Source organism: Pseudomonas sp. 91RF, from assembly GCF_003576265.1.
GTDB classification, from domain to species: domain Bacteria; phylum Pseudomonadota; class Gammaproteobacteria; order Pseudomonadales; family Pseudomonadaceae; genus Aquipseudomonas; species Aquipseudomonas kribbensis.
The window spans coordinates 121,505-147,762 of sequence record NZ_QWFC01000024.1 but is presented as its reverse complement, the minus strand read 5'-3'; the positions used below and the strand labels follow the sequence as shown (position 1 = coordinate 147,762).

General features: G+C 60.6%; 23 protein-coding genes. 15 read left to right on the top strand and 8 right to left on the bottom strand.

Translation table 11 applies throughout. The annotated features are described in order from the left end of the window. Nucleotides 1–29: 29 nt before the first annotated feature. From DXT77_RS30265 to DXT77_RS11955, 4 genes are all read right to left on the bottom strand, one after another. A complete protein-coding gene (locus tag DXT77_RS30265; protein WP_305955958.1) occupies nucleotides 30–506 on the bottom strand; it encodes a hypothetical protein in 477 nt (158 codons plus the stop codon). Beyond that, nucleotides 466–1,263, bottom strand: a complete 798-nt coding sequence (locus tag DXT77_RS30260) for a hypothetical protein (protein WP_305955957.1) — start codon at nucleotides 1,261–1,263, stop codon at nucleotides 466–468. The genes DXT77_RS30265 and DXT77_RS30260 overlap by 41 nt, the downstream gene beginning before the upstream one ends. Nucleotides 1,264–1,266: 3 nt before the next feature. After that, on the bottom strand, nucleotides 1,267–3,789 hold the full coding sequence (locus DXT77_RS11960; RefSeq protein WP_119427742.1) for a TcfC E-set like domain-containing protein: 2,523 nt from the start codon (nucleotides 3,787–3,789) through the stop codon (nucleotides 1,267–1,269). An 81-nt stretch (nucleotides 3,790–3,870) separates the two neighbouring features. Further along, the gene (locus DXT77_RS11955; RefSeq protein WP_119427741.1) at nucleotides 3,871–4,371 is read right to left on the bottom strand and encodes a CS1 type fimbrial major subunit; all 501 of its coding nucleotides are present in this window, start codon (nucleotides 4,369–4,371) and stop codon (nucleotides 3,871–3,873) included. A 494-nt stretch (nucleotides 4,372–4,865) separates the two neighbouring features. On the opposite strand from DXT77_RS11955, the gene DXT77_RS11950 reads away from it, so the two are divergent. Continuing rightward, the gene (locus DXT77_RS11950) at nucleotides 4,866–5,441 is read left to right on the top strand and encodes a PadR family transcriptional regulator (RefSeq protein WP_119427740.1); all 576 of its coding nucleotides are present in this window, start codon (nucleotides 4,866–4,868) and stop codon (nucleotides 5,439–5,441) included. Beyond that, a complete protein-coding gene (locus tag DXT77_RS11945) occupies nucleotides 5,438–6,223 on the top strand; it encodes a siderophore-interacting protein (protein ID WP_119427739.1) in 786 nt (261 codons plus the stop codon). The genes DXT77_RS11950 and DXT77_RS11945 overlap by 4 nt, the downstream gene beginning before the upstream one ends. A gap of 18 nt (nucleotides 6,224–6,241) precedes the next feature. On the opposite strand, the gene DXT77_RS11940 is transcribed toward DXT77_RS11945, so the two are convergent. Beyond that, nucleotides 6,242–6,880 (bottom strand): Pr6Pr family membrane protein, encoded by a 639-nt coding sequence (locus tag DXT77_RS11940; RefSeq protein WP_119427738.1) that lies wholly within the window; start codon nucleotides 6,878–6,880, stop codon nucleotides 6,242–6,244. A gap of 1 nt (nucleotide 6,881) precedes the next feature. Then, nucleotides 6,882–7,112: a VF530 family DNA-binding protein gene (locus DXT77_RS11935; protein ID WP_007956650.1), complete on the bottom strand. Its 231-nt coding sequence runs from the start codon at nucleotides 7,110–7,112 to the stop codon at nucleotides 6,882–6,884. Nucleotides 7,113–7,412: 300 nt separating this feature from the next. Here DXT77_RS11935 and DXT77_RS11930 point away from each other — a divergent pair, with 300 nt between their 5' ends. The 12 genes from DXT77_RS11930 to cmoB all read left to right on the top strand — a co-directional run bounded on the left by DXT77_RS11930 (nucleotide 7,413) and on the right by cmoB (nucleotide 22,226). Next, nucleotides 7,413–8,774 (top strand): carbohydrate porin, encoded by a 1,362-nt coding sequence (locus DXT77_RS11930; protein ID WP_119427737.1) that lies wholly within the window; start codon nucleotides 7,413–7,415, stop codon nucleotides 8,772–8,774. 92 nt (nucleotides 8,775–8,866) lie between these two features. Further along, a complete protein-coding gene (locus DXT77_RS11925; protein ID WP_119427736.1) occupies nucleotides 8,867–11,278 on the top strand; it encodes a glucose/quinate/shikimate family membrane-bound PQQ-dependent dehydrogenase in 2,412 nt (803 codons plus the stop codon). Nucleotides 11,279–11,444: 166 nt separating this feature from the next. Beyond that, nucleotides 11,445–12,671, top strand: coding sequence for a hydroxymethylglutaryl-CoA reductase (locus tag DXT77_RS11920; protein ID WP_119427735.1), 1,227 nt, complete (start codon nucleotides 11,445–11,447; stop codon nucleotides 12,669–12,671). A gap of 38 nt (nucleotides 12,672–12,709) precedes the next feature. After that, nucleotides 12,710–13,729, top strand: a complete 1,020-nt coding sequence (locus tag DXT77_RS11915) for a mevalonate kinase (RefSeq protein WP_119427734.1) — start codon at nucleotides 12,710–12,712, stop codon at nucleotides 13,727–13,729. Then, entirely contained in the window at nucleotides 13,726–14,727 is a 1,002-nt protein-coding gene (gene mvaD, locus DXT77_RS11910; protein WP_119427733.1) for a diphosphomevalonate decarboxylase, read from the top strand. The genes DXT77_RS11915 and mvaD overlap by 4 nt, the downstream gene beginning before the upstream one ends. A 338-nt stretch (nucleotides 14,728–15,065) precedes the next feature. Then, nucleotides 15,066–15,440, top strand: coding sequence for a DUF6124 family protein (locus DXT77_RS11905; RefSeq protein WP_119427732.1), 375 nt, complete (start codon nucleotides 15,066–15,068; stop codon nucleotides 15,438–15,440). A gap of 659 nt (nucleotides 15,441–16,099) precedes the next feature. After that, nucleotides 16,100–18,523, top strand: coding sequence for an endopeptidase La (lon, locus tag DXT77_RS11900; RefSeq protein ID WP_119427731.1), 2,424 nt, complete (start codon nucleotides 16,100–16,102; stop codon nucleotides 18,521–18,523). Between the two features lie 191 nt (nucleotides 18,524–18,714). Then, on the top strand, nucleotides 18,715–19,107 hold the full coding sequence (locus tag DXT77_RS11895) for a protease inhibitor I42 family protein (protein ID WP_119427730.1): 393 nt from the start codon (nucleotides 18,715–18,717) through the stop codon (nucleotides 19,105–19,107). Nucleotides 19,108–19,109: 2 nt separating this feature from the next. Continuing rightward, nucleotides 19,110–19,745 (top strand): lysoplasmalogenase, encoded by a 636-nt coding sequence (locus tag DXT77_RS11890; protein ID WP_178083463.1) that lies wholly within the window; start codon nucleotides 19,110–19,112, stop codon nucleotides 19,743–19,745. 132 nt (nucleotides 19,746–19,877) lie between these two features. Next, a complete protein-coding gene (locus DXT77_RS11885; RefSeq protein ID WP_102620812.1) occupies nucleotides 19,878–20,360 on the top strand; it encodes a hypothetical protein in 483 nt (160 codons plus the stop codon). Between the two features lie 205 nt (nucleotides 20,361–20,565). Then, nucleotides 20,566–21,273: a carboxy-S-adenosyl-L-methionine synthase CmoA gene (gene cmoA, locus DXT77_RS11880; RefSeq protein ID WP_219737186.1), complete on the top strand. Its 708-nt coding sequence runs from the start codon at nucleotides 20,566–20,568 to the stop codon at nucleotides 21,271–21,273. After that, nucleotides 21,270–22,226, top strand: a complete 957-nt coding sequence (cmoB, locus tag DXT77_RS11875) for a tRNA 5-methoxyuridine(34)/uridine 5-oxyacetic acid(34) synthase CmoB (RefSeq protein WP_119427728.1) — start codon at nucleotides 21,270–21,272, stop codon at nucleotides 22,224–22,226. Before cmoA ends, cmoB begins: the two co-directional genes overlap by 4 nt. A 122-nt stretch (nucleotides 22,227–22,348) precedes the next feature. Here the strand turns inward: cmoB and tadA are convergent, their stop codons facing one another. Continuing rightward, nucleotides 22,349–22,846, bottom strand: coding sequence for a tRNA adenosine(34) deaminase TadA (gene tadA, locus DXT77_RS11870; RefSeq protein ID WP_119427727.1), 498 nt, complete (start codon nucleotides 22,844–22,846; stop codon nucleotides 22,349–22,351). Beyond that, complete coding sequence (locus tag DXT77_RS11865) at nucleotides 22,846–24,222, bottom strand: multicopper oxidase family protein (protein WP_119427726.1); 1,377 nt, start codon at nucleotides 24,220–24,222, stop codon at nucleotides 22,846–22,848. The genes tadA and DXT77_RS11865 overlap by 1 nt, the downstream gene beginning before the upstream one ends. 197 nt (nucleotides 24,223–24,419) lie before the next feature. Here DXT77_RS11865 and DXT77_RS30105 point away from each other — a divergent pair, with 197 nt between their 5' ends. Continuing rightward, the gene (locus DXT77_RS30105) at nucleotides 24,420–26,186 is read left to right on the top strand and encodes a dermonecrotic toxin domain-containing protein (RefSeq protein WP_256662939.1); all 1,767 of its coding nucleotides are present in this window, start codon (nucleotides 24,420–24,422) and stop codon (nucleotides 26,184–26,186) included. The last annotated feature ends 72 nt before the right edge of the window (nucleotides 26,187–26,258 follow it).

Here is a 26,258-nt window from a genome sequence, read left to right as displayed (position 1 = left end):
ACTCCTTTGTTGATCAATAACCAGATCGATCAGATCTCCGAGTCGAAAACGACAACGACTGTCTGCGAATACTTACTTCCTTTTTCCACCGTCAATATCTTCCTGATGGACTCCTTCTCGACTTCGAAATGCAAGGTTCCCTGCTGACGGTCAACGTATATGCCGGGCTGAAAAACAACGGCATTGACCTCATGGGGACGAAGACGCTGCCGATTGACCGGCCTGCCGCCGGCATCGGTCAAACCACCCGGCAGGGAGACGCTGACCGCCATCGCGGCATAACTCGACCAGTCATCGTTGAACAGAAAACAGTACTCGCTGGTGGCCGTACCGCCGCAGTCCAGATACACCTTGAACCGCGAACTGGCCGAGATATGAAACGTCTGGTCGCGAAACAGCCGCTCGGGAATTCGCCGGGTGTTGAGCCACGGCTGCCAGCCTCCCTCGGGTTCCAGCGCAATGCGATTACCGCCGGGTGGCAGGTCGACTTTCAGGGTGTGTTGCACATCCAGTACGAAATCCAGCGTCAGGTGAGTGTCGTCCGAGTCGAAGAACGGCCCCATATTGAAATCGGCGGAACCCCTGCCAACGCTGTAAGTCAGCGAGCCGGTATACAGGCCGGCTGACATGGTCAAGGGGTTCGGGGTTCGGGGTTCGCAATTCATAAGCGATATCGAGATGTTCGAAAGACATGTGCACCACATCGAATGCCGCGATCTTGTTGCAGCTTCCCGACTGCGGTGTCTTCCAGAAAAAACGATAAGTACTGGGCGTGTAAGCACCCACTCCGCTGTATTGGCAGGGAGGCGGGGCATAGACCCAGGAACTGCTGGTCCACAGTTTGCGATGCGCTTCGAGAACGTCTGGCTCACCCGTCAATTCAGTTACCGGCCTGCTGAGGCGAAAGTCGGAGCCTATGCCGGAAATGCGTACTTCCACCGTACTCGTTTGCTGAGTCTCAGGGTTGGTCACAGTCAGGCTGCGCCATTCGGCGGGCACCTTTACCCAGACGCTGTTACCCGAAAACATCGGTGTCACTGTATTGAAGCGAACCGGCACCTGAATACTGAACATGTTATTGGCAGCGCACTGATCGGGATAAATCGCGCAATAACCGCTGTTAGGTGTCTTGTTGATGAACACATTCTTCCATGGCATCGACGGATCAGGCTGAAACAATGCCTTGATCTCCTGATTCGCCGCTCGCGCTTGCGACAAGCCAAGCACCATCAGCAACCCCGACCAATACAAAAGTCTTTTCATCACTCACCCCGCCTTTTGACCAGTAACGGTCGCATCGGCCAACGTATCCGGGCTGCATCGCAAATCACCGATCATCAACACATTGTTCTCCACTCGCCCCTGCTGCGGATCGAGACGGAACTGGCACAGCAACTGATCGGCAAACCGCACTTCCAGCGTCGGCGAGCCGGCGTTCATTTCCATGGAGAAGAATCCATCCACCTCGCTCACCCCACGGCTGGCGTGGTTGATGACGTGATGGCCCTTGAGCGGCCGTCCCTGAGGATCAAGCAGACGGCCCAGCACGGTGAATGTTTTCATCACGCGCACCTTGCGATAGTCCACACCGCCCTTGTTGAGGTGATAGCGGGTGCGCGCCGGCTCGATGGATGCTGCCGGCGCATCGGTGCCAACGAAGTCGAAACTCACCGAGCTGTTCTTGTACGCGGTGATCGGGATGAAGTTGCGCCCCGGTCGCAGCGCAGCGCTGCCACCGCTCAAGTCATCGGCACGCAGCGCAATGCCGTCGATATCGGATTCGACATCCACGATCATCCCTGCGCCCCGGCCGTGAGGCTGGCTGGTCATGACAATGGCCTGCCCACCGATGGCCAGCGTGCTGTCCAGGTTGAAGCCGCCGGTGTAGTTGCCGTTGTAGGACGAACGCTGAACGAAGCCATCGCCATTGACGACGTCGGTGCTGAAGTTGGCCTGCCCGTTCAGACCGATCCCGTAGGTATCCGTGAGAACGGTCGCCATCACGCTTTGCAGTACGTGATCGTCAAAGTTCTTGCGGTAACCGAGCGAACCATTGTTGTCACGAGTACCGTCACGGGCGGTGCGTGAGCCAATGCTGCCGGAAATCTGCTGGCCTGGGCCGCCGAGTGCCACGTTGAGGCTGAGGTCGACGCCCCGGTTGCGGGCATCGCCGCTGCTGTAGCTGCCGGGGCGGTCGAACAGCGACAGTCGCCAGTTGGAGTCGCTGCCAAACACCGTGGTGCGCTGGGTCCAGCCCAGATCGACACCGACGCCCTCGACATTGCCTTCACTGTGGGCCACCCGGGCATTGAGCGAGCTGTTGCGGCTGACCCGATGATTGATCGCCAGCGAGGAGTTGCTGGTCTGGCCGATGAAAACATTGCGCTGACGGATGCGGGTGCCGTCCGGCAGCGTGTCGTAAATATCGGTGGTGTCGAGCCAGCTGCGATTGTGGCTGACCACCAGACTGCCGGCCCCGTAGTTGTACAGGCCTTGCAGATCCAGTCCGGTGCCGTGGTCTTCGGTCTTGTAGACGTTGGCAAACATGCTCACGCTGTTGGCGAGCGTCCAGTCGATGGAGGTGCCGTACTGCAACTTCTCGCGAACCTGGCGGGCCGACAGCCCGAGGATCACTCGCGGGTGCAACAGATAGTTGAGCGAGGCGCCGGCGGTAGCGTCGCCACTGGCCTGCCGGTCCCAGTTGCTGAGCAGCTTGGTTTCCTGGCCGGCAAATACGTTGTAGCGCCAGCGCTCGTCGGGATTGCGCCAGTTGTTTGGCTTGTAGACCAGTTCCTGAGTGGTCGAGGTGATCTGACCGTCCTCGATCAGACGTACCTCCACTTCATAAATGCCACCGGGCAAAGGACGGGTGTCGAGTGTCTGCAACCCGGCAGGCACCGATTGCGAATTGATCAGCAGCCCGTCGCGAAAAATCTCCACCGACGCCTGGCGGTTGGCGGTGACGTAGATCGGGTAAACGCTGGGGTTTTGCAAGTCGACCGCCAGACTGTCAGAACTGCCGTACATCAAACCGACCGTTGTGTCGGGGCTGTTGCCAAATGAGCGCGGCTGGCGAGTCAGGCCTTCGGAAGTCGGCGTGAAATAGCCCATGCGCAGGAAACTGCCTTGCAATTCGCGCTGGGTGTGCAACTCGTAGACCGCGTGATAGAGCTTGTCGTCCGGTCCGCCGAGGCGGGCCAGCTGCATGTTGAAGGTCTGGCTCCAGTTACCCAGGCTGCCATTGGCTTCGAGGCCGTAGCGGCCACCCAGATCCTGGTCCTGACCGCCATTGAGGTTGAGCTGGTTGCGCACGATCAGGCCGGTGCTGCCGTCCTGTGGCTGCTCGTAGTAACGCGGGGTTTCAGTGTCCCGCTCGGCGTTTTCGGTGACGATCGATACCAGCGAGCTTTCCAGGTTGTAGTGCACGGCGAGCATTTGATCGGGACATTGACGGGTGCAGCCACCGAGTGCCACACCGGGCTTGAGATAGCTGGCCCATTTCTCTCGCTCGGCGGTGCCGAAACGGTTTTCACTGGTATCGGTGAAATCAAGCAAGGTGATGCGGTCATCACGCGTCAGCACGATCATCGCTTCGCCCAAAGGTTGCTGGTCGAGCTCCACCCGTACAGCCAGAGGAACGTCGAAGAAATGCTCCTCGAAATCTTTCGGCAAGCCTTTGGCCTGCGCCAGCAGACTGCGCGGCGTTGTACCGGCAGGTTCGGAAGCCGCCACTGCACCGGCACAAAACAGCAGCGCAAGCGCAGTCGCGATGGAGGTCATCGGGAACATGGGTCGGACTCTGATTGCGAACGGATAAAGTCCGGCCGACCGACGAATGCGTCAGCCTGCCGGCTTTTATTACTTCACGGGTTAGAGCGAGCTGACGGCGTCAACCGGAAGAACCGCGTCAAAGATCAACGGGACTGCGCCGGTGTAGTCGCCCGGTGTAAACGTGGTGCCCTTGGCGGTAATGGTTATCGGTGCACGGTAGTTCACGTTGGACTCCGACTCGCCTACGACCAATTGTGGAGTCTGGTTGAGTACGATGTTGTTGAACTTGATCTCCAGAGGGATGAGGCTCGAACCGCCGATCAGTGTCGGAATTCCCTCCAGATAAGCATGAACCGAACCGTTGGTGTTGCGCACGTCGAAGTGCCCGTTGACGGTTTTCATGGTGCCGGTCAGCGGGTTGTAGCTCATGTCCTGGTCCTTGTTGACCAGATCCGAATCAACCGGCACCACATGAAAACCATTGGTCGGCACGCTGGCCTTCAGGGTGATGGTGTGACGTGCATCACCTGCAGCGAACGCCACGGAAGAGCTCAGAGCCAGAATAGCCAGCGGTGCAGCGAAAGCGATTTTCTTGAACATCGGTCAGTACCTGTTTTCTTTTAAGGAATCGAAACATTGAAGTTCATGTCACACCGGCCGATAGGGCCTTAAACCATGAAAGTTCAACGCCGGGGCATGATCGACTCTTGAATCGAGAATGTAAGCAGGCAACTTCCCACGAGCGCGTAGTTCAACAGCCTCGCAACTTGAAAGAAAAAACATCGAAAACCGAATATATAAAACAGTGACTGTAAGGAACGCCCTACCTACAGTTAAAAACAAAAAACAATACAGCACTTTCGCCAATATATAACGGCACTTTTTTCTGCTTTTAGAATATAAGCTCGATTATCAATAGAGTGATAGCTTTAACTTTATGGTCATTGTTGTCTGGATGAACAAGTAACCCCTGTTCGTCCGGCAGCGTGCCCTGCTCAGCCACTGACCGCTCGTCAGCTCTCAGGCCAAAAGCCCTTGTCTCGTCGTAAAGATATATCTTAAGTTGTATCTAAACACGACGAGAGAAGACTGAAATGAGAGACCATCATTCCCCCCACCGCGACCACGGCGACAGCCGTGACGGCTTCGAAAAACGTCACGGCCGCGAGCGCGGCGGACGCGGCCCGCGGGTATTCGCACCCGGCGATCTGAAATTGTTGCTGCTGGCATTGATCGCCGAGCAGCCGTGCCACGGCTATGACCTGATCCGCCAGATCGAAACCATGTTCGACGGCGCCTACAGCCCCAGCCCCGGCGTGATCTACCCGACCCTGACGTTTCTCGAAGAAAGCGAAATGATCACCGGCGATGCCGAGGGCGGCAAAAAGCGTTACGCAATCACCGATGCCGGTCGCCAATCCCTGAGCGAACAGGCCGTGGCCCTCGACGGCGTGCGTATGCGTATCGACGTCAGCAAGCGCTCATTGCGCGGCCACGACCGGCCGCCGGAAATCCATGAAGCGGTGCACAACCTGCGCCACGCCTTGCAGATGCACCACGGGCGCTGGAGCCCGGAAGAAATCCTGCGCGTTCGCGACCTGCTCAACGACACCGCCAAAGTCATCGTCGACGGCCCCGCCGTTCAACCTGCTCCGGAGAAAGCCGAATGACTGAAGTCCAGACCCAAGGCATCCACCGTGTGATGCACGAAATCAAACGCCGCCGACTCGAAGTTCTGCGCGTGGTCGACCTGACCCCGCGCATGCGCCGCATCACCCTCGGCGGACCGGAACTGGCCGGGTTCATCAGTCTGGGCACTGATGACCACGTCAAACTGCTGTTTCCGCAGAACGCCGAACAGGCCGCCGCGCTGGAAACCCTGGTGCTCGGTGCCGGCAAGAGCGACATGCCGATGCCGGAGATGCGCGACTACACCCCGCGTCGCTACGACCTCGACAAGCTGGAACTGGACATCGACTTCGTCCTGCACGGCGACGGCCCTGCCTCGACCTGGGCCGAACAGGCCAAACCCGGGCAGTACCTGCACATCGGCGGCCCGCGCGGTTCGATGATCGTGCCGGACATCTTCGACAGCTACCTGCTGATCGGCGACGAAACCGCCCTGCCCGCCATAGCCCGCCGCCTCGAAGGCCTGGCGGCCAATCGCAAGGCGCTGGTGGTGATCGAGGTGGAAAACGGCAAGGAGCAGCAAACCCTGGAAAGCGCGGCGCAGGTCAATGTGATCTGGGTTTTGCGCGAAGGCGGCAAGGACAATCTGCTGGCCACCATCAAACAATTGCAGGTGCCCAAGGGCAATCTGTATGCGTGGGTGGCAACCGAGACCAAGGTTTCGCGGCAGATCCGCCGGGTGCTGCTCGATGAGCACGGGCTGGACGAGCAGTTCGTCAAAGCCGTCGGTTACTGGCGAGCCGAAGGCTCCGAAGAAGAGTGAACAGGAGCGGCGGCGCTGTTAAAGGCGCCGCCCTTGCCAACGATCAATCCCGATCACCAGCAACGCAATCAGCACAAACCCCAGCAGAATCCCCCCGGCATTGACGAACACCTGTGGATAACCCAGCAGCGCCACGTCAATGAACGGATACGCGTAAGCCCCCAGCAAATGCCCGCGCAACAGCGCATAGGCGAAGTACACCAGCGGATAGATCAGCCACAGCGGCAGATGCTTCAGGCGCAAGGTGCCCTTCGGCACACACACCCACCAATACGCCAGGAACAGCAGCGGCATCACGTCGTGGAGCAATTCGTCAGCGATAAACTGCCAGCCCTGCGGATGCCACAGATGCCGCAGCAGGATGCTGTAGGCCAGGCCCACCACGGCAATGCTGACGGCGATCCCGCTGCTGACCCAGGGTTGCAGAAACCAGCGCCGTGCAGAGGATTCGCGATCCGTCACCGTGCAGGTCAGCACCACCGCCACCAGGGTGTTGGTGATCACGGTGAAGTAACTGAAGAAACTCACCAGCCCGCCCAGCAGACTGGCGCCGACACTCACGCGGGCGAAGAAAATCAGGTACAGCTGAATCCCCAGCCCGGCCCACCCCAGCACTGCAGCCGAAGTGATCAGGCGTCGCCGCAGTACGGCGTTCATTTCAGAGCGGACGCTTGGTGCGCATCAGTTTCACGTACAGCCGTTCGACCTTTTCCCGCGCCCATGGCGTCTTGCGCAAAAAGGTCAGGCTCGACTTGATGGTCGGATCGCTCTTGAAGCACCGGATGTCGATGCGCTCGGCCAGGCCCGACCACTCGTAATGGGTCACCAGTGCATTGAGGATCTGTTCGAGGGTCACGCCGTGCAGCGGATCGGGATTGTGGTCGTTCATGCCGGGCCTTTGGGCGAAGTGAAAATGCAGAAGCCGCGCACCTTAGCCGAGGGCATGGGCGGGTGGAAGGCCTTGGAGTAAATGTAGGCCAACCGGAGAAGATCGCAGCCTGCGCCAACGCCCGCAATGCGCTGTATTGCCGCACTGTTACCGAATCCGAAAGGGTTCATGTCTGCAAAAGCACTTTGTGTTTTTGTAACAGGACATTATCCTGCCGCCCTTCTGCTGAATCGCTTCACTGCCTGCGTCAAATCGTAGCGGTCAGCCCGTCCCCCAAAAAAGATCAAGAAAGACCATTTCATGCCCGATTTTCCGTTCTCCCGAGACAGCGCTATCTCAACCCTGCGCCTGATCGGCGGCTGCACCGCCCTAGGCCTCGCCACCTGCTCCCAGGCCGCTCCGGCCTTCGACAGTGAATCACCGTACATGCTCGGTGACTGGAACGGCACCCGCAGCGAACTCTCGGCGAAAGGCATCGACTTCAAGCTCGACTACACCGGCGAAATGGGCAGCAACCTGCACGGCGGCTACGACCACGACCGCACCGCGCGCTACAGCGATCAATGGGGCCTCGGCACCCATCTGGACCTGCAAAAACTGCTGGGCTGGAACGACGCCGAATTCCAGTTGACCGTGACCAAACGCAGCGGCAACAACATCAGCAACGACCGCATCAACGACCCGCGCGTCGGCGGCTTCACTTCGGCCCAGGAAGTCTGGGGCCGTGGCCAGACCACCCGCCTGACACAGATGTGGTACCAGCAGAAATTCTTCGATCAGAAGCTCGACATCAAGGTCGGCCGCTTCGGTGAAGGCGAAGACTTCAACAGCTTCCCGTGCGACTTCCAGAACCTGGCATTCTGCGGCTCCCAGGTCGGCAACTGGGTGGGTGGCATCTGGTACAACTGGCCGGTCAGCCAATGGGCGCTGCGCGTCAAATATCACCTGACACCAGAGTTGTACGCGCAGGTCGGCGCCTATGAGCAGAACCCGTCGAACCTCGATCGCGGCAACGGCTTCAAACTCAGCGGCAGCGGCACCCAGGGCGCGATCCTGCCGGTGGAACTGGTGTGGACGCCGAAGCTCAACGGCCTGCCGGGCGAATACCGCGCCGGTTACTACTACAGCAACGCCAAGGCCACCGACGCCTATAAAGACAGCAACGGCCAGCCGGCGGCCCTGAGCGGCGAGGCCTATCGCAGCGCGTCGAGCAAACACGGCGTGTGGCTCGGCGTGCAGCAGCAGATCACCAGCGTCGCCAGCGACAACTCCCGCGGCTTGAGCCTGTTCGCCAACGGCACGATGCACGACAAGAAGACCAACGCCATCGACAACTACGTCCAGGCCGGCGTGGTCTACAAAGGCCTGTTCGACGCCCGCGCCAAGGACGACATCGGTTTCGCCCTGGCCCGCGTCCACGTCAACCCGGCCTACCGCAAGAACGCCGAGGCGACCAACCAGGCCCGCGCCGTCTACGACTATGACGATCCGTCGTACCTGCCACCGCAGGACACCGAATACAGCGCCGAACTCTATTACGGCGTGCACGTCACCAATTGGCTGACGGTGCGCCCGAACCTGCAATACATCCGCCACCCCGGTGGTGTGGACAAGGTCGACGATGCGCTGATTGGCGGGATCAAGATCCAGTCGTCGTTCTGATTTCAATTTTGCAATGAACCATGCCCGCGCCCAATCGTCATCTAAAGTGACTACAGCGCGGGACTACTTGAAACGTCACGGAGAACCACACTATGAGCACCGAAAGTGCTTCGAGTCGAGGCCGTCTGCTTCCGAGCCTGCTCGGCATTCTGCTTCTACTGATGGGCCTGGCCATGCTGGCCGGGGGAATCAAGCTGAGCACGCTCGGCGGCTCGCTGTACTACCTGCTGGCCGGTATCGGCATCACGCTGACCGGCATTCTGTTGCTGATGCGTCGTCGCGCAGCACTGGGCCTGTACGCCATCGTGCTGTTTGCCAGCACCGTCTGGGCGCTGTGGGAAGTCGGCCTGGACTGGTGGCAACTGGTGCCGCGTCTGGCCCTGTGGTTCGTCCTCGGCTTCGTGATGCTGCTGCCGTGGTTCCGTCGTCCGCTGCTGCTCAACGGTCCTGCACCGATGGGCACCGGCGGCCTGACCGTGGCCGTGGTGCTGGCCGGCCTCACCGCTCTGGCCAGCCTGTTCACCCACCCGGGCGAAACCTTCGGTGAGCTGGGTCGCGAAACTGCCGACACCACCAGCACCGCGCCAGCCATGCCCGATGGCGACTGGCAGGCCTATGGCCGCACCGAGTTCGGTGACCGTTACTCGCCACTGAAGCAGATCACCCCGGCCAACGTCGGCAAGCTGCAGGAAGCCTGGCGCATCCAGACCGGCGACCTGCCGACCGCTGATGACCCGGTGGAGCTGACCAACGAAAACACCCCGCTGAAAGCCAACGGCATGCTCTATGCCTGCACCGCTCACAGCAAAGTGCTGGCGCTGGACCCGGACACCGGCAAGGAACTGTGGCGCTTCGACCCGCAGATCAAGAGCCCGGTCGGCTTCAAGGGCTTCGCCCACATGACCTGCCGTGGCGTGTCGTACTACGACGAAGCCGCGTACGCCAAGTCTGAAAACGCTGCGTCCGCCGTCATCTCCGAGGCCGGCAAAGCCGTCGCCCAGGCCTGCCCGCGTCGCCTGTACCTGCCAACCGCCGATGCACGCCTGATCGCACTGAACGCCGACACCGGCAAGATCTGCGAAGGCTTCGGCAACAAAGGCGTGGTCGACCTGACTCAAGGCATCGGCCCGTTCACCGCCGGTGGCTACTACTCCACCTCGCCAGCCGCGATCACGCGTGACCTGGTGATCATGGGCGGTCACGTCACCGACAACGAATCGACCAACGAGCCATCGGGCGTGATCCGCGCCTTCGACGTGCGCGACGGTCACCTGGTATGGAACTGGGACAGCGACAAGCCAGACGCCACCGAGCCTCTGGCCCCGGGCCAGATCTACAGCCGCAACTCGGCCAACATGTGGTCGCTGGCCAGCGTCGATGAAAAACTCGGCATGGTCTTCCTGCCACTGGGCAACCAGACCCCGGACCAGTGGGGCGCCGACCGCACCCCGGGCGCCGAGAAATTCAGCGCCGGCATCGTCGCGCTGGATCTGGCCACCGGCAAAGTGCGCTGGAACTACCAGTTCACCCACCACGACCTGTGGGACATGGACGTCGGCAGCCAGCCAACCCTGCTGGACATGAAAACCGCCGACGGCATCAAGCCTGCGCTGATCGCCCCGACCAAACAGGGCAGCCTGTACGTCCTCGACCGTCGTGACGGCACGCCGATCATCCCGATCCGCGAGATCCCGGTTCCGCAAGGCGCCGTGAAAGGCGACCACACCGCACCGACCCAGGCCCGTTCGGACCTGAACCTGCTGGCCCCGGAACTGACCGAAAAAGCCATGTGGGGCGCCAGCCCGTTCGACCAGATGCTGTGCCGCATCCAGTTCAAGGAACTGCGCTACGAAGGCCAATACACGCCTCCGTCGGAACAGGGCAGCCTGATCTATCCGGGTAACGTCGGCGTGTTCAACTGGGGCGGTGTTTCTGTCGACCCGGTTCGTCAGATGCTGTTCACCAGCCCGAACTACATGGCCTTCGTCTCGAAGATGATCCCGCGTGCCGAAGTGGCCGCCGACAGCAAGCGCGAAAGCGAAACTGCCGGCATCCAGCCAAACACCGGCGCGCCATATGCCGTGACCATGCATCCGTTCATGTCGCCACTGGGCGTACCGTGCCAGGCCCCGGCCTGGGGCTACGTCGCCGGTATCGACCTGACCACCGGCAAAGTCGTGTGGAAACGCAAAAACGGCACCAGCCGCGACAGCTCGCCAATCCCGATCGGCTTCACCCTGGGCGTGCCAAGCATGGGCGGCTCGATCGTGACGGCCGGCGGCGTCGGCTTCCTCAGCGGCACCCTCGACCAGTACCTGCGCGCCTACGACGTGAACACTGGTAAAGAGCTGTGGAAATCCCGTCTGCCTGCTGGCGGCCAGGCGACTCCGATGACCTACACCGGCAAGGACGGCAAGCAATACGTCCTGCTCGTGGTGGGTGGTCACGGTTCACTGGGCACCAAGATGGGTGACTATGTGATTGCGTACAAACTGCCGGAATAAGCTTTAGCGGCGGTAATGAGAAGGCGATGCCCTGTGAGGGGTGTCGCCTTTTTTTATGGGCGCCAATCGCCAATCGATATAAAAGACTGTCAACTTTGACAGGCGCTGTCCTGCCCGTTTACTCCGATCATCAACCTCATGCAGCGGTTGAATCACGGAGCCTTCCATGTCAGATACGCGCTTTGGCAACCACTGGATCGAAGCGCTGACCAAAGGGCAGACCCGCTTTCACCAGTTGCCCGCCGATCTTGATCACAACGAAGCCGCCCTGATTCGCCGTGAAGCCCTGCAACACATCAGTGGCGCCTCGCTGCGCAGCATTGGCGATTACACCCGCGAACAGCAGCCGGCCCATTGTGAGAACCGGATCGGCTCCATCCAGATTCCGCTGGGCGTCGCCGGCCCATTGCTGGTCAAAGGCCAGGCCATCACTGCCCAGGAACCCGTCTACGTTCCCATGGCCACCACCGAAGGTGCACTGGTCGCCAGTACCTCCCGTGGCTGCCGGGCATTGCACGCCGCCGGCGGTGCAGTGGTTCGGGTCGAAGATGTAGGCATTACCCGTGCGCCGGTGTTTCGCTCCAGCGGCATCCTGCAGACCGAGACCTTTCTGGCCTGGATCCGCGACAATTTCCAGCAAATCAGACAGGTCTGCGAACAGGGCAGCGCTCATCTGCAACTGCGAGACATCAAGTCTGCGGTGGTCGGTACCACGATCTATCTGCGCTTTCGTTTCCGTACCGAGGATGCGATGGGCATGAACATGGCAAGCATTGCCTGTGACCGGGTCATCCGTGAGTTGATCACCCCCGCAACCGGCGTCCCGTGCCTCAGCATTTCGGGCAACTACTGCACGGACAAAAAACCGGCGATGGTCAACTTCATCAACGGACGCGGCCAGCGGATCCACGCCGAAGTCCGGCTGAGCAAAGACATACTGCGCGACATTCTCAAGACCGACGCCCAGGCACTTTGCGAGCTGCAGTACCGGAAAAACCTGCTGGGTTCGGCCATGGCCGGCACCATCGGCTGCAATGCCCATCATGCCAACATACTCGCTGCGTTCTTCATCGCCACCGGCCAGGACGTCGCTCAAGTGGCGGAAAGCGCCATCGGCATCACCTGCCTCGAAGCCTGTGAACACGACGCCATCTACGCCTCGGTCACGATGCCGGACGTGCCGCTGGGCACCGTCGGCGGCGGTACGTCCCTTTGTACCCAACGCGAAGCCCTGGCCTTGATGGGGATCATCCCCGGCAGCAAAAAACCGGGCACCGACACCCGACGCCTGGCGGAAATTCTCGGTGCCCTGGTACTCGCCGGAGAACTGTCGATCATGGCTGCCCAGGCCTCGCATCAACTGGTTTCGGCCCATCAACGGCTGGGGCGCTGACCGTGATCCATGCCAGAGCCCCCGGCAAGATCATCCTGATGGGTGAACATGCGGTACTGCACGGATGCCCGGTGATTGCCTGCTCCGTGGGCCTTTACTGCAACGTGTGGGTCCAGCGGCGCCAGGATCGCGAGATTCAGTTGCAACTGCCCGACCTGTCTTTCCAGCAGATCTACTCGCCGTACCAATTGACCGACTACGTCGGCCGCATGCGCCTGGCATGGGCGCACTATCGCGCCGCCCCCAGCGCAAAAAGCTTTGCCCCCCTGGGTACCGTCGATCCCGATCATCTGGTCAAGTGCGCCATCGGTGAAATCCTCCACCGACTGCCTCCAGGAAACTGGCGCGGCTTCACCTTGCAAGTGCAATCGCAGATTCCGCCCGGTGCCGGTTTCGGCAGCTCCGGCGCTCTTGCGGTCACGCTCACGGCTGCGCTGATGCAATGGTTCGGGCTGAAAGAAGCCGATTGCCCGCTCGAACCGCTGGCAATGTCGATAGAACGCTATCAGCACGGCGAGCCATCGGGCATCGATCACAACACCAGCCTGCTGGGCTCGGTCATCGAAGGCCGACGCAACGCGAAAGGCGAGTTCAATCTGCACACGCTGCCCGCCATTGCCTCGAACCTGCTGCCCGATGCCTTGCGCCTCTTCAACACCGGCACCGCCAACGAGAGCACCGGCCAGGTCATTGCCGCCACCCGACATCGACTGACGGGCACTGACAATCCCCTGCTGGCCAGCATGCGGCGCAACACCGAGCGCTTCGGTTCGTTGCTGCGTCAAACACGTCCAATGCCTGAAACATTTTGCGCGGTGATACGCGATTACCAGGCCGATCTGGAATCCCTGGGCGTCGTTCCCGCCGCTGTTGCAAAAGTGATTCGCGCGGTAGAAAAAGCAGGCGGTGCAGCAAAGATCTGCGGCGCCGGCGCACTGTCCGGGGATCAGGCCGGCGCGCTGCTGGTACTGGGTGCAACGAATCTGCCGGAGCTGGCGCACTACCGGCAGATCAACGCCCCTCTCGCGGTGGCAGGGCTCGAGATCACCCGGTCATGAATCGCACCAGCGTCTCCTCCCCCGCCAACATCGCGCTGATCAAGTATTGGGGCATGCGCGATGCACTGAACACATTGCCTAACAACGCCTCGCTTTCGATGACCCTGACCCGCTGCGTCAGCCTCTGCACACTGGCCCCGCTGGCCAAGGGCACGACCGATGAAATTCTGTGGAAAACCTCGCGCGGCGCGCTGGTGCCGGCCGATCCCGTCCTGCGGGCCGGGATCGAACATCACTTGCAAGCCTTGCGCGAACACTTCGATCACTGGCAACCGCTACGCATCGCCACCACCAACAGCTTCCCGACCCGCGCGGGCATCGCTTCGTCGGCAGCGGGCTTCAGCGCCCTCGCGGCGGCATTTTCCGTGTATCGCGGATGCTTGCTGACGGATCCCGCCCTCAGCGATCTGGCGCGCCTGTCCGGCTCCGGCTCGGCGGCGCGCTCGGTAACCGGTGGTTTTGTGCAATGGCCCTGCAATGCGCAGCTACTCTCGGGACCGGCCGTGCAGATCGCCCCGGCACGCCACTGGCCGCTGCATGACCTGATCGCCGTGGTCGACGCCCGACATAAAACCGTCAGCTCCCGCCAGGGACACCTGCTCGCCGACAGCAGCGAATTTTATCCGACCCGCCTGACGCTGCTGCCGGAACGTCTGGAACAAGTGCGCCGCGCCATTCTCGAACGCGACTTCACCCGACTGGCCGACGCCGTGGAGCGCGAAGCCATCGAACTGCACCTGATCGCCATGACTTCGCAGCCACCGATCTTCTATTGGCGCCCGGCGACCCTGGCCGTGCTGGAACAGGTCCGCCAGTTGCGTCGCGAAGGCCTGGACGTCTGCGCCACCCTCGACGCCGGGCCCAACGTGCACGTGCTGTGCACGCCGCAACATTCCCCAAAGGTGTTTGCCGCGCTGCGCAAACTGCCTGACATCCAGCGCTGGATACTCGACAGAGCGGGAGACGGCCCCCGGCGGCTGGAGCAGCATCTGTTTTGAAACTTGCGTCCTACAGACGGGGTGTTTTTTGGCGACGATTCCGACAAGTCGCGTCGGTTGTCCCTAGGAAACGGGGTGGATAGGCTTTGGGGGTCGCTGCAAATTCAGCGATGGGGCGTCGCGGCCCGAGCAGTTCATTCAATTTGATGCATAATCGCCGGCCCAAACCGAAACACTCAGGTGTTTTTCGTTTGGTTTGATGGTGGCTGTGCGCGGGATACCTTCGGGTATGCCGAGCTTGCCGAATGACTCGGTCCGCGACCCCGCGCACAGCTGCCTCCCTCTATCGCGTCGCGGTGATCGAGCAGGTAGCTCCACTTTTCGTTCGGAGTTCCACTATGAAAAAACCAACACCCAATCCCCCCGAATCAAACGACGCATCGCCCTACGAATCGCCAGATTCCAAAAAACTCCACGAAGCCGCCGAACGCGCGCTCGACCACTACCTGAAACCCAACGCCACCACCCTGCGTTTCCATAAACCCAGCATTATGTTCCAGGTCGCACCCGATCAGGACAGCGAAAGCCTGCTGGTCCACGCCTGCGAATCACTGGCACAGGCCAGCCTCATGACCAGTGACATCGCCGCACACATCGACCTCCCGCAGCGGCGGATGATTCTGGCCATTCAGCAAATCATCATGCTGGCCGAGCTGACGGTGAATCGGGTGCTGGATAACGTCGAAGTACATCGTTACCCAACACACAGCTAAGCCGCCCTGACGAAACCGACCTGCCAGCGACAGACCGCATTCGCTGGCAGATCGATTGGGACGCGGAGCGTCCCGGGCTGCATTTCCACGCAGAGCGTGGGAACGATCGAGTTACAGCCATGCGTGGGAGGGCCTACGCCCTGCCAGGTTCCATTCCCCGGTCGACCAACCCGCGCATGGCTCCACAAAAACAGGAAGAGCGTTAGCTCGACAACGCTCTTGATCTTGATCCACAGGTCCCGTCGGCAGGCTGAGTGGAGGGGTTCATCCGGGGGTAGGCGCGCAGCGCCGTTCGACGCAGTCGAACACATCGAGAGGAGGTGCAGCGCAGCAAACCGGAGGCGATGCCCCCGGATGAATCCCGGAGCGAAGGAACCCCGAGCCTCAGCGAGCGGGCCGAACGTTGGGACAAGCCTTTTTTTGCTTACTTTTTTGAGGCGTTTGTCAAAAAAGTGAGTCGCCGTAAGGGCGAAACCGCCAGCAGGCGCACCCGAAGAAACGGATATGGACCCGATAAAACCGCAGCTTGGTCGGCCCAAAGGCCGCCAAGTTCAAAACCCTGTCAAAACCCTGAACACACAACCAGAAACACCCACCCCCATTGAAACCACCAAACCCCTGCCCCATCTAAGACCCATACCCCATTGCGCAGGTGCCCCATGAGCGACCAGCAAGAATTCCCCGAGAACCCCGACGACATCACCGAAACCGACGCCGAACACATCGAACACCACGTCCCCGGCAAAGGCCTCGCCCTGCCCGGCCAGAACCTGCCGGACAAGGTCTACATCATCCCGATCCACAATCGCCCGTTCTTCCCGTCCCAGGTCCTGCCGGTCATCGTCAACGAAGAACCCTGGGCTGAAACCCTCGAACTGGTCAGCAAATCCGAACACCACTCCCTGGCCCTGTTCTTCATGGACACGCCTCAGGAAGACCCGCGCCACTTCGACACCAAGGCATTGCCGCAATACGGCACCCTGGTCAAGGTGCACCACGCCAGCCGCGAAAACGGCAAACTGCAATTCGTCGCCCAGGGCCTGAGCCGTGTGCGCATCAAGACCTGGCTCAAGCACCATCGCCCGCCGTATCTCGTTGAAGTCGAATACCCGCACCAGCCCACCGAGCCGACCGACGAGGTCAAGGCCTACGGCATGGCGCTGATCAACGCGATCAAGGAACTGCTGCCGCTCAACCCGCTGTACAGCGAAGAGCTGAAGAACTACCTCAACCGCTTCAGCCCCAACGATCCGTCGCCGCTGACCGACTTCGCCGCCGCCCTCACTTCCGCCACCGGCCCCGAGCTGCAGGAAGTGCTCGACTGCGTGCCGATGCTCAAGCGCATGGAAAAAGTCCTGCCGATGCTGCGCAAGGAAGTCGAAGTCGCACGCCTGCAGAAAGAAATCTCCGCTGAAGTGAACCGCAAGATTGGCGAGCATCAGCGCGAGTTCTTCCTTAAAGAGCAGCTCAAGGTCATCCAGCAGGAACTCGGCCTGACCAAGGACGACCGCAGCGCCGACCTCGAACAGTTCGAGCAGCGCCTGGAAGGCAAAGTCCTGCCGACGCAGGTCGAGAAGCGCCTCGAAGAAGAGATGAACAAACTGTCGATCCTCGAAACCGGATCGCCGGAATACGCGGTCACCCGCAATTACCTCGACTGGGCGACCTCGGTGCCGTGGGGCGTGTACGGCGAGGACAAGCTCGACCTTAAGCACGCGCGCAAGGTGCTCGACAAACACCACGCCGGCCTCGACGACATCAAGGACCGCATCCTCGAATTCCTCGCGGTCGGTGCCTACAAAGGTGAAATCAGCGGTTCCATCGTGCTGCTGGTCGGCCCGCCGGGCGTGGGTAAAACCAGCGTCGGCAAGTCCATCGCCGAATCCCTCGGCCGGCCGTTCTACCGCTTCAGCCTCGGCGGCATGCGCGACGAAGCCGAAATCAAGGGCCATCGCCGCACTTATATCGGCGCGCAGCCGGGCAAACTCGTGCAGGCGTTGAAAGACGTCGAAGTGATGAACCCGGTGATCATGCTCGACGAGATCGACAAGATGGGCCAGAGCTACCAGGGCGACCCGGCCTCGGCGCTGCTGGAAACCCTCGACCCGGAGCAGAACGTCGAATTCCTCGACCACTATCTGGACCTGCGGATGGACCTGTCGAAAGTCCTGTTCGTCTGCACCGCCAACACCCTGGATTCGATTCCCGGCCCGTTGCTGGACCGGATGGAAGTGATTCGCCTGTCGGGCTACATCACCGAAGAAAAAGTTGCCATCGCCAAGCGTCACCTGTGGCCGAAACTGCTGGAAAAGGCCGGCGTGTCCAAGGGCAGCCTGAGCATCAGCGACAGCGCCCTCAAAGCCCTGATCGACGGCTACGCCCGTGAAGCCGGCGTGCGCCAGCTGGAAAAACAGATGGGCAAACTGGTGCGCAAAGCGGTGATGAAACTCATCGACGACCCGAAAGCGGTGATCAAGCTCGGGCCGAAAGATCTGGAAGCGTCCTTAGGTCATCCGGTGTTCCGCAACGAACAAGTGCTGTCCGGCACCGGCGTAATCACAGGACTTGCCTGGACCAGCATGGGCGGCGCGACCCTGCCGATCGAGGCCACGCGGATTCACACGTTGAACCGCGGCTTCAAACTCACCGGGCAACTGGGCGATGTGATGAAGGAGTCGGCGGAGATCGCCTACAGCTACGTCAGCTCGCACCTGAAGTCTTTCGGTGGCGATCCGAAATTCTTCGACGAAGCCTTCGTCCACCTGCACGTGCCGGAAGGCGCAACACCGAAAGACGGCCCGAGCGCCGGCGTGACCATGGCCAGCGCCCTGCTCTCGCTCGCCCGCAACCAGCCACCGAAAAAAGGCGTGGCCATGACCGGTGAACTGACACTGACCGGGCATGTGCTGCCGATTGGCGGGGTGCGCGAGAAGGTGATTGCGGCGCGGCGGCAGAAGATTTTCGAGTTGATTCTGCCGGAGGCGAATCGCGGAAACTTTGAAGAGCTGCCGGATTACCTGAAGGAAGGGATCACCGTGCACTTTGCCAAGAAGTTTGCGGATGTGGCGAAGGTGCTTTTCTGATAGCTCAGTAGCGCCTGGAGCACCGCTTTCGCGAGCAGGCTCGCTCCCACAGGGTTTGTGGCGAGTAGCACAAGGTATGTGTTCGCCACGGACCACTGTGGGAGCGAGCCTGCTCGCGAAGGCGTCGTCACACTTTGTCTCATCTTCAGTTATGCTCGCCGTTCGTCGCCAACGCCGGAGCCACTGAGCCTATGTCCCCCACTCGCCTGTTTGTCCCCCTGTCCCTCGCCCTGCTGGCCGCCTGCGCCACGCAACCGAAAACCAACGTGACCGTGGAAAAACAGAGCGAATGCCCGGTGCGGCTGACCAACGGCCAGAACCTGACCGTCATGCTGCCAAGCAACCCCACCACCGGCTATCGCTGGGCCATTCAGGACTCGGCCGGCGGGGTGCTGCATGCGCTGAGCCCCGAGGTCTACAGCAGCCCGAAAGATTCCGGCATGGTTGGCGCGGGCGGTTTCTCCACCTGGCGTTTCCAGGCCTTTGCCAACGGCACCGGCCGCCTGCGCCTGACGTCGCAGCAACCCTGGGAACCTGAGGTCGAGCCGGTGGAAACCTTCGACTGCGCGATCTCGGTGAACTGATCGTGGGCTGGCTGATCCTCGCGCTGATGGGCGCAGCGACCTTTCTCTATGGCGTCAGCACCCATGCGGCGCTGCTTTGCCTGCTGGTCAAACCGTTACCGGTGCTGGCGTTGCTCGGCTGGCTGCACGATGCGCCGCCGAGTGACTATCGCCGCTGGATCAGCCTGGGCCTGATTTTCTCCTTGCTCGGCGATGTGTTGCTGGCATGGCCGGGAGATTTGTTCGTGTTTGGCCTGGGTGCGTTTCTGGTGGCGCATCTGGCGTATCTCAAGGCTTACCTGAGCGATTGCCGGCGTCTGGCCCTGCTACCGCTGATCCTTGCTGTTGGCGTTGGCGCAATTCTGCTCGGCATCCTGATTTCCAGCGGACTCGGACCGTTGACCGTGCCGGTGATCGTCTACGGCACCGCCATCAGCGCCATGCTCTGGCGCGCCCTGGCCCGCCTCGGCAGCGGCGTGCCGCAACGTTCGGCGCTGCTGGCGGCGGGCGGCGCGGTGGCGTTCGTGTTCTCCGACAGCGTGATCGGTATCAACCGGTTTGTTTCACCATTCAATGCCGCGCCCTACATCATCATCCTCAGTTACTGGCTGGGGCAGTGGGGGATTGCAGCGTCGGCATTCAATCAGAAATCAAAATGATGAGAACGCTGCTTTCATCTATCGCTAAAAGCTCTTAAAAACTGTCATATCTGACAGTACCCCCGCCTCCTCCTGCGGAATTAGGATTCGAGTGGCGTCATCAACCACCTCTCTAACCCAAGGAAGAACAACATGAGCTTTTTTCAAAGCAACAAAAAACGGGGCGCTGCTCAGCGTTTCATTACTGTCAGCGCAGAAACCACTGCAACGGTTTCCAACCGAGTAGATCTTAGTACTCAGGTTGTTCAGTTCGAGGCTGACGAACACAGCAACAATGTTGTGTTCGCTTCACGGGCCAATACTGGCGATTACTCCGAGCGAAACAAAAAAGGCATCGTGCTTGTATTGGATAAAGATACCCCGACCGGCCAGTACTCAGCGACAGATCCAAAATTCCCCTCCCTTTACTATTTTGAGACGGGTGAAAATGAGAACTTCACGACTTCATATCAGTATCACGCCAAAAGCGGTTCCCTGACGTTGGAGGTCGTGGAAAACAGTACAGACAAGCTGCATTTAGAACTCGATTTTGATTTCAAGGGTGAAGACAGTAGGACAGAGGAGCTCAAGATCACCGGCAAATCGGTCTTTATCGTCCTGTTCAACGACAAATGATTCACGCTTGAATCCTGAGTGGCCAAACATCTTTATCCGTTGTTTGGCCACCCAATCATTTTTTTGAGTAATCACGCTTCGCCATCCCCTCGCTTTATCAGACACCCAAGCATCCGCGCGCTACTTTGGCTAAAATGCCGGCCTTTTCATCGACACCGCCGGAACCGCCGTGAGCAAAGAACCCGATCGCATTTTCGCCCAGCCGATGGCCCAGGTGCCTGACTTCGCCTTCAACGAAGACGTGGTGCGGGTGTTCCCGGACATGATCAAGCGTTCGGTGCCGGGTTACCCGACCATCGTCGAGAACCTCGGCGTACTTGCGGCGCAATTCGCCCAGCCTAACAGCGTGCTCTACGATCTCGGTGCCTCGCTGGGTGCCGTGACCCAGGCCCTGCGTCGCCACGTGCGCACTGACGGTTGCCGGGTGATCGCGGTGGATAACTCGGCGGCAATGGTCGAGCGCTGCCGCGAGTACCTCAACGGTCAGGACTCGATGTTCCAGGAGTTGCTGCCGGTCGAGGTAATCGAAGGCGACATCCTAGCCCTCGATTTCAAACCGGCTTCGGTGGTGGCGCTGAACTTCACTTTGCAATTCATCGCCCCCGAGCAGCGCACGGCGTTGCTGTCGCGCATTCGCCAATCGCTGCTGCCGGGCGGCGCGTTGATTCTGTCGGAGAAGCTGCGCTTCAACGACGCCGAAGAACACGCGCTGCTCACCGATCTGCACGTCGCGTTCAAACGCGCCAACGGCTACAGCGAACTGGAAATCGCCCAGAAGCGCAGCGCCATCGAAAACGTCATGAAGCCCGACAGCCTCGAAGAACACCGCGAGCGCCTGCTGGCCGCCGGGTTCTCGAAAGTCGTGCCGTGGTTCCAGTGTCTTAACTTTGCCTCGTTGATTGCCTTGCCATGATTGATCTGTCTCCCCTCGCCCGCCGTCTGGCCGGTACGCCGCTGGCCGAATGGGCCAACACCCTGCAAGCGCAGCTCGACAAGAAAATGGAGAAAGGCCACGGCGATCTGGAGCGCTGGCAAAGTGCGCTGGACGCCCTGCCGAAGATCCAGCCGAGCGAAGTCGACCTGCTCGACGGCCTGAAGCTGGACACCGATTGCGACGACGAAACCCGCGCACAGATGCGTACCGCGCTGATGGGCCTGTCGCCGTGGCGCAAGGGGCCGTTCGATCTGTTTGGCGTACATGTCGACACCGAGTGGCGTTCGGACTGGAAGTGGTCGCGGGTCGCTCCGCACCTGGATTTGAAGGGCAAGCGCATCCTTGATGTCGGCTGCGGCAACGGTTACTACATGTGGCGCATGCTCGGCGCCGGTGCCGACAGCGTGATCGGCGTCGATCCGAACTGGCTGTTCTTCTGCCAGTTCCAGGCGGTACAGCGTTATCTTTCAGAGCCGAATGCCTGGCACCTGCCGTTCCCGTTCGAAGACCTGCCGCCGAATCTGGAAGGCTTCGACACGGTGTTTTCCATGGGTGTGTTCTATCACCGCCGTTCGCCGATCGAGCATTTGCTGGCGTTGAAGGATTGCCTGGTGAAGGGCGGCGAACTGGTGCTGGAGACGCTGGTGGTCGAGGGCGACAAGCATCAGGTGCTGGTGCCGGAAGACCGTTATGCGCAGATGCGTAATGTGTGGTTTTTGCCGTCGGTGCCGGCGCTGGAATTGTGGCTGCGACGTGCGGGATTCACCGACATTCGTTGCGTGGATGTCAGCATGACAACGGTCGATGAGCAGCGCGGGACCGAGTGGATGAAGTATCAGTCGTTGAGCGATTTCCTCGATCCGGAAGATCACAGCAAGACGATCGAAGGGCTGCCGGCGCCGATGCGGGCGGTGATTGTCGCGAAGAAATAATTCCTCCGAACACCCAAAAAACTGTGGGAGCGAGCCTGCTCGCGATTGGATCTGACAGACACCGAAGTATTGAATGTCTGACCGCGATCGCGAGCAGGCTCGCTCCCACATTGGTTTTGTATTCAGTCTGAGGGTTTTGCCCGCCGTGCCCGGAAGAACTCGGTCAACACTGCCCCGCACTCCTCCGCCAGCACCCCACCTTCATACAACACTCGATGGTTGAGAAAGCCCTGAGTGAAGAACTGTCCCTGACTCTGCACAATCCCGGCCTTGGGCTCCAAAGCGCCGTACACCACACGGGCAACCCGCGAATGCACGATCAACCCGGCGCACATGCTGCACGGCTCCAGCGTCACGTACAGCGTGCTGCCCGGCAGACGATAGTTGTCCACTGCTTGCGCGGCGGCGCGGATCGCGACCATTTCTGCGTGTGCGCTGGGGTCGCTGGTGCTGATCGGGCAATTGAAGCCGCGACCGATGATCTCGCCGTCCTGCACCAGCACTGCACCCACCGGCACTTCGCCGAGGGCTGCGCCTTGCGCCGCCAATTCCAGCGCCTCGCGCATGAAGTCGCGATCACGGCTGCGGTCGATGATCGCCGCGGGGCGAATCTGACGCATCACTTCACCTCGATGGCGGCCATCAGGCCGGTTTCCATGTGGTCGATCACGTGGCAGTGGAACATCCATACCCCCGGGTTATCCGCCACCAGCGCCACTTGCGCACGCTCGTTCTTGCCCAGCAGATAAGTGTCAGTGAAGTACGGCACGATCTTGTGCCGGTTCGACGCAATCACCTTGAAGCTCATGCCATGCAGGTGGATCGGGTGCTGGTACTGGGTCATGTTCTTCAGTTCGAAAATATAGCTCTGGCCCAGCTTCAGGCTGGCGATCGGCCGGTCGGCGCAGGTCTTGTCGGTGATGTCCCAGGCCTTGCCGTTGATCTGCCACAGGCTCGGCGGCTTACCGTTGTCGACATTGACCGACACCGAACCGACCCATTCGAAATTGAAGTTGAGTTTCTCGGCATTGGCCAGGTCCGGCTCGGCCACCGGGTTGGCCGGCAGTGCTTTCGGCCAGTCGGTCGGCGCATCATTGTTGGCCACTGAACGCAGGGTGCCCAGGCGAACCGGGCCGTTGCGCAGCGACAGTTCCTCACCGGCGGGCGGTGCCTTGAGCGCCAGGCAAATGCGCATGCCCGGGCCGAGCCAGTATTCCTTGCCCAGCGGTCGGGGCTCGACCGGGTTGCCGTCCAGCGCGTAGATCTGCGCTTCGACGCCGGGAATATTGATGCGATAGGTCAGGGTGTTGTCGAGGTTGAGCAAACGCACACGGGTGATCTGCCCGGCGGGCAACTCGATCACCGGCGACGGCACGCCGTTGATAGTCGCCAGCCGCCCCGCCGTACCGCCACGGGCGGCTTCGCGGGGAATGCTGAATTCGACGAAGTTGCCTTCTTCATCGACGTGCCAGCTCTTCAGGCTCAGGGTCTTTTCGTACTTGAACCCGGTCGGCTCGCGCTCCTCGACGATCAGCGGCCCGACCAGCCCGCGTCCGAGCTCCTCGCTGCTGCTGACGTGCGGGTGATACCAGTAGCTGCCGGCGTCCGGCACACGGAACTTGTAATCGAAGTATTCACCCGGCAGCACCGGCAATTGCGAGACGTAAGGTACGCCGTCCATTTCCAGCGGCAGGCGGATGCCGTGCCAGTGAATGGTGGTCGCGACCGGCAGATGGTTGATGAAGCGCACCCGCAGCCACTCACCCTGACGCACGCGCAACTCGGTGCCCGGTGCCGACGGGCCGAACGCCCAGGCTTCGGTCTTGTGCCCCGGCACCAGTTCGACGTCCAGCGGTGCAGCGATCAACTCGTAGTCATGCCCGGCGTTGGCATCGGCCACCTTGCCCAGCCAATACCGCGTCGCACCACCGGCTCCCGCGCCAACCACTGCCAGACCGGCCAGGCCACCGAGAATTTGTCGACGGGTAAAGGACATGGGCACAACTACCTCTCGTATCAGCCACGGGCCAAGGCGCCCGCAAAAGGCGAATACGATACACCTGCGGTTGCGAAACAGTAAGGGCAGCGCGGCGGATGGCCGCACATTCGGGGTGACACCAGGTAGTAACCCTGTACCACATCCCCCTTGAGCAAATGGTTCACCCTTCCTACTTCTCTCAAGGAATAGAGCGAATGAACTCAGCAGAACAGCGCCTACAGCCCAACGCCGCCGACAAGGCTGCACTTCAGGTCATGGCCACGCAGGTCGTCACAGCCTGTCCGAGTCTTGACGACACGGCCCGTCAGGTTGCCACCGAAGTGCTCGCCAGGCATGGCATTACCGGGATCGACCCCGATCACGTCTATTACCATCGATTCAGAACCGCTCAGAGTTTGTCCATCTCGTTCACCGGTTGGCAGCATTATGGTGAGAAGCCCTATGAAAGCCTGACCCTGACGCAGCTGGTGATTCAGCGCTTCCGGGCCACCGATCAGGACAACGCCGACCTGCTCGATGTGTACGGCGGGTTTTACAGCGCCGGACCGGACGCCGAAAACTTCGATGCAACCAACGAAGTCCGGCTGCACGGTAACGAGGTACTCAGCGATTTCTGGAACATCAACTTCAGCGAGCGTTACCGCAACGAGCTGCAGTCGTTCTGGGATCAGCACTCCAGCGACTTCCGCACGCTGGCCAAATGCAACTTCCTCGGCAAAGCGGTTGAAGCCCGGGAGCTCGGCCACCTGAGCGACGGGGACTTCCAGACGGCAATCAGCGCGGTCATCGGCCCCCTGACCTGGCCAGTAAGCCTGCACAGTCTGCAAACCGAGTTCATGGCCGGTCATGGCCTACGGGTTTGCGCACTGGACATCGACGGCCGCATGGCCACCGATATCCTGCGCATCATCGACTCGACAGGCCGGCAAATCCTTTATGTGCCCGGCGACAACCAGCCTTTTCATGTGCTGGACAGTCCCACTGACATGCACTGGTGGGCGTTGCAACAGTTGAACGAGAAAGCACCGCGCGATCTGTTCCTCAAACATTTCTCGCTGGCTGACCGGCAATGGATGACCGAGCACATCAGCGACCTGATGAACCGACTGGTCAGCACCTGGGGATATTCGGATCATCATCTGATCAACCGCAACGATCACACTGTCACGGCGGATGCATTCAACTGGCTGCGTGACTGCACACACAACGCGATGTTCGCCGAAGCGGACCTTTCCCTGACCTCGAACGGTGATCTGCGCAAGAAACTCTGGATCGGCTATCTGAACGCGGGTCTGAAAGTCTTCGGCCCGATGGCCGTAGTGGGCTGGCCCGTTGCATTACCGGTGATTGGCGGGAGCCTCGCCGACATGGTGTTGAACATCGACAAGGCCGTCAACGGCAAGACTTCCGCGGAGCGCAAGGAAGGTGTCCTGGGGGCCATTTTCAGCGGTATCGATGCGTTGTTTAATATTCCGTTTCTCAAGGGCACCGGTGCACTGGCCGAGTTTGACGCGCCTTCAGAGATCTACGAGGCAGACCAACTGGCAGAAACCGATACCGCAGCGGACCCGGCGCCAGAAGAACCGAACGAGATTCTGCCTGCTCCGCAAGAGCGGCCCTCGCTCTCCTCCCAAACCGTTCAAGCCCGACAGATTCCGCAGCGCTTTCAATCCAACGAAATACTGGAGGGCCTGAATCCGGTTACGGAGCCGGGCAAATACCAGGGAATCTACAGGCTGAACTCCGATCCGCCCTATGCAATCCTGATGAACGATACGGCCTATAGCGTCCGCTACTTCAACGATTCACGGGGGGGCGGATTCTGGGCAATCATTGATCCGGCCAGACCCAACCAACTGATCCACGCAATACCCGTGCGCTTGAACAGCGAAGGTCTTTGGGAGCGCATGACTCAACTGGGACTCAGGGCGGTCAGTGTCTGGGCAGGCAATGCACTGTAGATGTGGCGCTTGAGCTTGATGCGCGCGAGCCCTCGGCCACAGAACCGGAACAGCCCGCAACGCAGCCTGCCC

Excerpts from the sequence above, each read along its gene's own strand:
- DXT77_RS11885 (WP_102620812.1), top strand. The coding sequence starts at position 19,878 with ATGAGCTTTTTTCAAAGCAACAAAAAACGGGGCGCTGCTCAGCGTTTC.
- lon (WP_119427731.1), top strand. The coding sequence starts at position 16,100 with ATGAGCGACCAGCAAGAATTCCCCGAGAACCCCGACGACATCACCGAA.
- mvaD (WP_119427733.1), top strand. The coding sequence starts at position 13,726 with ATGAATCGCACCAGCGTCTCCTCCCCCGCCAACATCGCGCTGATCAAG.
- DXT77_RS30105 (WP_256662939.1), top strand. The coding sequence starts at position 24,420 with ATGAACTCAGCAGAACAGCGCCTACAGCCCAACGCCGCCGACAAGGCT.
- cmoB (WP_119427728.1), top strand. The coding sequence starts at position 21,270 with ATGATTGATCTGTCTCCCCTCGCCCGCCGTCTGGCCGGTACGCCGCTG.
- DXT77_RS11945 (WP_119427739.1), top strand. The coding sequence starts at position 5,438 with ATGACTGAAGTCCAGACCCAAGGCATCCACCGTGTGATGCACGAAATC.
- DXT77_RS11935 (WP_007956650.1), bottom strand. The coding sequence starts at position 7,112 with ATGAACGACCACAATCCCGATCCGCTGCACGGCGTGACCCTCGAACAG.
- tadA (WP_119427727.1), bottom strand. The coding sequence starts at position 22,846 with ATGCGTCAGATTCGCCCCGCGGCGATCATCGACCGCAGCCGTGATCGC.
- DXT77_RS11865 (WP_119427726.1), bottom strand. The coding sequence starts at position 24,222 with ATGTCCTTTACCCGTCGACAAATTCTCGGTGGCCTGGCCGGTCTGGCA.
- DXT77_RS11940 (WP_119427738.1), bottom strand. The coding sequence starts at position 6,880 with ATGAACGCCGTACTGCGGCGACGCCTGATCACTTCGGCTGCAGTGCTG.
- DXT77_RS11920 (WP_119427735.1), top strand. The coding sequence starts at position 11,445 with ATGTCAGATACGCGCTTTGGCAACCACTGGATCGAAGCGCTGACCAAA.
- cmoA (WP_219737186.1), top strand. The coding sequence starts at position 20,566 with ATGGCCCAGGTGCCTGACTTCGCCTTCAACGAAGACGTGGTGCGGGTG.
- DXT77_RS11925 (WP_119427736.1), top strand. The coding sequence starts at position 8,867 with ATGAGCACCGAAAGTGCTTCGAGTCGAGGCCGTCTGCTTCCGAGCCTG.
- DXT77_RS11960 (WP_119427742.1), bottom strand. The coding sequence starts at position 3,789 with ATGTTCCCGATGACCTCCATCGCGACTGCGCTTGCGCTGCTGTTTTGT.
- DXT77_RS11955 (WP_119427741.1), bottom strand. The coding sequence starts at position 4,371 with ATGTTCAAGAAAATCGCTTTCGCTGCACCGCTGGCTATTCTGGCTCTG.
- DXT77_RS11895 (WP_119427730.1), top strand. The coding sequence starts at position 18,715 with ATGTCCCCCACTCGCCTGTTTGTCCCCCTGTCCCTCGCCCTGCTGGCC.
- DXT77_RS11905 (WP_119427732.1), top strand. The coding sequence starts at position 15,066 with ATGAAAAAACCAACACCCAATCCCCCCGAATCAAACGACGCATCGCCC.
- DXT77_RS30260 (WP_305955957.1), bottom strand. The coding sequence starts at position 1,263 with ATGAAAAGACTTTTGTATTGGTCGGGGTTGCTGATGGTGCTTGGCTTG.
- DXT77_RS11915 (WP_119427734.1), top strand. The coding sequence starts at position 12,710 with ATGGGTGAACATGCGGTACTGCACGGATGCCCGGTGATTGCCTGCTCC.
- DXT77_RS11930 (WP_119427737.1), top strand. The coding sequence starts at position 7,413 with ATGCCCGATTTTCCGTTCTCCCGAGACAGCGCTATCTCAACCCTGCGC.
- DXT77_RS11950 (WP_119427740.1), top strand. The coding sequence starts at position 4,866 with ATGAGAGACCATCATTCCCCCCACCGCGACCACGGCGACAGCCGTGAC.